At 65.5% G+C, this 3,479-nt stretch carries 2 protein-coding genes; one reads left to right on the top strand and one right to left on the bottom strand.

What is annotated here, in order from left to right; translation table 11 throughout:
- Positions 1-2,392: CARDB domain-containing protein (locus ABZX75_RS34105; protein ID WP_355418066.1), on the bottom strand; the 2,392-nt coding region annotated here is incomplete at its 3' end.
- Between the two features lie 414 nt (positions 2,393-2,806).
- Between ABZX75_RS34105 and ABZX75_RS34100 the strand changes: the two genes are divergently transcribed.
- The coding region (locus ABZX75_RS34100) for a transposase family protein (RefSeq protein ID WP_355418063.1) at positions 2,807-3,479 on the top strand (673 nt) is incomplete at its 3' end.

The raw sequence follows: 3,479 nt of genomic DNA, 5'->3' as shown, positions 1-3,479 counted from the left end.
TGTTCCGGATCACCATCGTGTACCTCACCTGACCACCCGCCGTCACCCGGGCCGGAGTAGCCGACTTCGTGATTGACAGATCCGACCGCGGCACAATAACCGTCGCGGTGGCACAGTTGTTGGCCTCATTCGTGTCGGGCTCCCTCCCCTCCACACACGCCCTGTTGGTCAACGTACGAGCGGCGTCCTCAGCGACAGTACCGGTGATGGTCACGGTGCGGGTGGCACCCACGGCCAGCGGACCGCCGGTGCAGGTCATGTCGTCAAGTCCGGGCGAGACCGTGAAGCACTCCATGCCCGACATGTCGGTAACGTCAATACCCGCCGGGAAGGGGTCGGTCAGGGTGTAGCCGGTGGATGCGTCCGGACCGTTGTTCCGGATCACCATCGTGTACCTCACCTGACCACCCGCCGTCACCCGGGCCGGAGTAGCCGACTTCGTGATTGACAGATCCGACCGCGGCACAATAACCGTCGTGGTGGCACAGTTGTTGGCCTCATTCGTGTCGGGCTCCCTGCCCTCCACACACGCCCTGTTGGTCAACGTACGAGCGGCGTCCTCAGCGGCAGTACCCACGATGGTCACCGTTCGGGTCGCACCCACCGCCAACGCACCACCAGTACAAGTCACCGTCTGCCCCGAGACGGTGCACCCGGCAGTCGGCGAAGAAGCGTTGGTGATACCAGCCGGCAGAGCATCACGGACCGTGAAACCAGTCGATGCGTCCGGACCGTTGTTCCGGATCACCATCGTGTACTCCACCTGACCGCCCGCACTCACCCGAACCGGATCAGCCGACTTCGTGATCGACAGATCCGACCGCGGCACAATAACCGTCGTGGTGGCACAGTTGTTGGCCTCATTCGTGTCGGGCTCCCTGCCCTCCACACACGCCCTGTTGGTCAACGTACGAGCGGCGTCCTCAGCGGCAGTACCCACGATGGTCACCGTTCGGGTCGCACCCACCGCCAACGCACCACCAGTACAAGTCACCGTCTGCCCCGAGACGGTGCACCCGGCAGTCGGCGAAGAAGCGTCGGTGATACCAGCCGGCAGAGCATCACGGACCGTGAAACCAGTCGATGCGTCCGGACCGTTGTTCCGGATCACCATCGTGTACTCCACCTGACCACCCGCCGTCACCCGGGCCGGAGTAGCCGACTTCGTGATCGACAGATCCACTCGGCGGGGGGTAACCGGTGTGGTGTCGCAGTTGTTCGCGGCATTCGCATCAGGGTCATTGCCGCGTACGCAAGCCTCGTTGGTCAACGTGCCGGTGGCGTTTGCGCCGGCCACGGCGGTGATGGTGATGTCACGGGTGCCGTTGACCGCGAGCGGGCCGGAGGTACAGGACAGGTTTTGGCCGGTGACCGTACAACCGGGAGTCGTCGAGGCAACATTGAGCAAACCCGCCGGGATCGCGTCGGTGACCGTGAACCCCGACGAGGGATTCGGGCCCGCGTTCCTCACCCGGATGGTATACGTCACCTGCTGACCCGCCACATACGTAGCCGGAGCCACCGTCTTCGTCAGCTCCAAATCTACTGGCGCCAAAAAACACGACGCGGCATCGGCCTGTAGCCCGGGCGGCGCGGTCTGTCGAGACACTACCGCGCGGGTCGTCGGGTCCACGCGGTAGATGATGCCTTCGTTGTCGATGAGGCCCAGGTCACCGTTGCCATAGGTGAACGCGCCGCCGTACAGCGAGTCGGTCAAAACGGGAAGCACATTAGGAAAGCGTGTCACCTGCCCTGTGGCGGGGTCGACACGCACCAGGTCGCCGTTGGCGTCGCCACCCCACAGGAATCCGTTGGAGTAGGTCAGGTCCCACGTCCCCAACGGTCCGCTGAGCTCGGTGGTGCCTACGACCGTGTTCGTCGCGGGGTTGATCCGATACAAAGTGGTGGAACCTGCTCCACCTGCCACGACGTACGTTCCATCGGGCAGGAAAGCTCCGACGAAGTAGGAAGGCGAGTCTGGCGAAGCGTTGGGAGGGAGCGGCAGGCCGGTGACCGGCCCAAGATCCGTTACCGCTCCGGTGCTGTCGATACGCTTCAGCTCATTTCCCGGGCCCATTGCATAGAGGAACCTGTCAAGCGGGTTGATGGCGATGGCGTTGTATTGCTCGGTCGGTGGCCCGAGGGGCGTAAAGGCCACAGTCCCCGCACCCGCGGTGCCCTCGTACAGCTGAATCGGCGCGGGCGGCAGCGCGCCGGCCGAACGCAGGATCTGCCCGTTACACTCGAAAGGGGTGCCAGGCTGCAGCTTCAGTCCCCGTACCCCGCGGGAGTCCTCAGCCTGAATCGCCCCAGCAGCCGCCTGCGCCTGCACCGCCAGTGGTGCGCCCAGCGTCGTGAAAGCCACCACAGAAACAGCCGCAGTACGCCACATTGCTCTCCGAGCAGTGATGGAAACCACCTCTTCCTACGAGCAGCACACATCACACCGCCGGTCCACGACAGCGACGTACTGCAACGAGATTTGACAGGCAGATTCGAGCACCAGAGTCCGTTTCGCCCCGCCAAATAACACACCAACACGCCAACCTCCACCCCAGTGGAGCATTTCGCGGTTATGTCAGGCCTCCGCCTTCTCAGCCTCGCGCCAATTCTTCCAACGGCCCTCAGCACCGTCTTGGACCCAGGGGCAATTGCATGAAGTGGTTCGCCGGATGTCTCCGTGACGTTCCGTCACGTGATGGTCGGGATGGATCTGGGGCGGAACGCAGTGCAGGCACGGTGCCGGTGATCATGTGAGTGTCTACGTCCCATGAACACCGAGCGAGTCCGTGCCTGCCTCTGCATCATGCCCATCACCGCCCCGCTGGACCAACTGGCCTCGATATCCGCCCCAGCACCGCTGATCGACGCCGTTGGCCTGCGAAGATTCCTGGACCGCGTGCCCGACCCCCGGGGCCGCAAGGGGCGGGTCTACCCCTTCGACGCGCTGGTGTGCGCGGTGGCCGCCGGTGTCCTGTCCGGCGCGAAGTCGCTGGCCGCCATCGGCGAATGGATCACCGGCGCGCCGACCTGGGCCCTGCGTGCCCTCGGCTTCACCCTCGACCCGCTCACCCGGCAGGTCCCCGCCCCGCACCCGGCGGCCATCCGGCGGCTGCTGGAACGACTCGACGGCGACGCCATGGACCGAGCCATCGGCGCCTTCCTCGACACCCGCCTCGCGCGGACCGCCGCCACCGGCGAGCCGAGCGCGCGGACGATTCACCGGGCCGTCGCGGTGGACGGCAAGTCCGTCCGCGGCTCGCGCAACGCCGAGAAGACCGCGGTGGTCCTGATCGCCGCGATGGACCACACCGGCACCGTCCTGGCCCAGCGGCAGATCGCCGACAAGAGCAACGAGATCCCCGCCTTCGCGCCCCTGCTGGACATGATCGAGGACATGGACGCCGTCATGGTCACCGCCGACGCACTGCACACCCAGCACGCCCACGGCAGCTACCTCCGCGAACGCGGCGCCCACT

The sequence above is a fragment of the Streptomyces sp. NPDC003038 genome (assembly GCF_040611115.1).
Classification (GTDB): Bacteria; Actinomycetota; Actinomycetes; order Streptomycetales; family Streptomycetaceae; genus Streptomyces.
The sequence above is the reverse complement of the archived record's forward strand: the minus strand, read 5'-3'. Positions and strand labels throughout refer to the sequence as shown.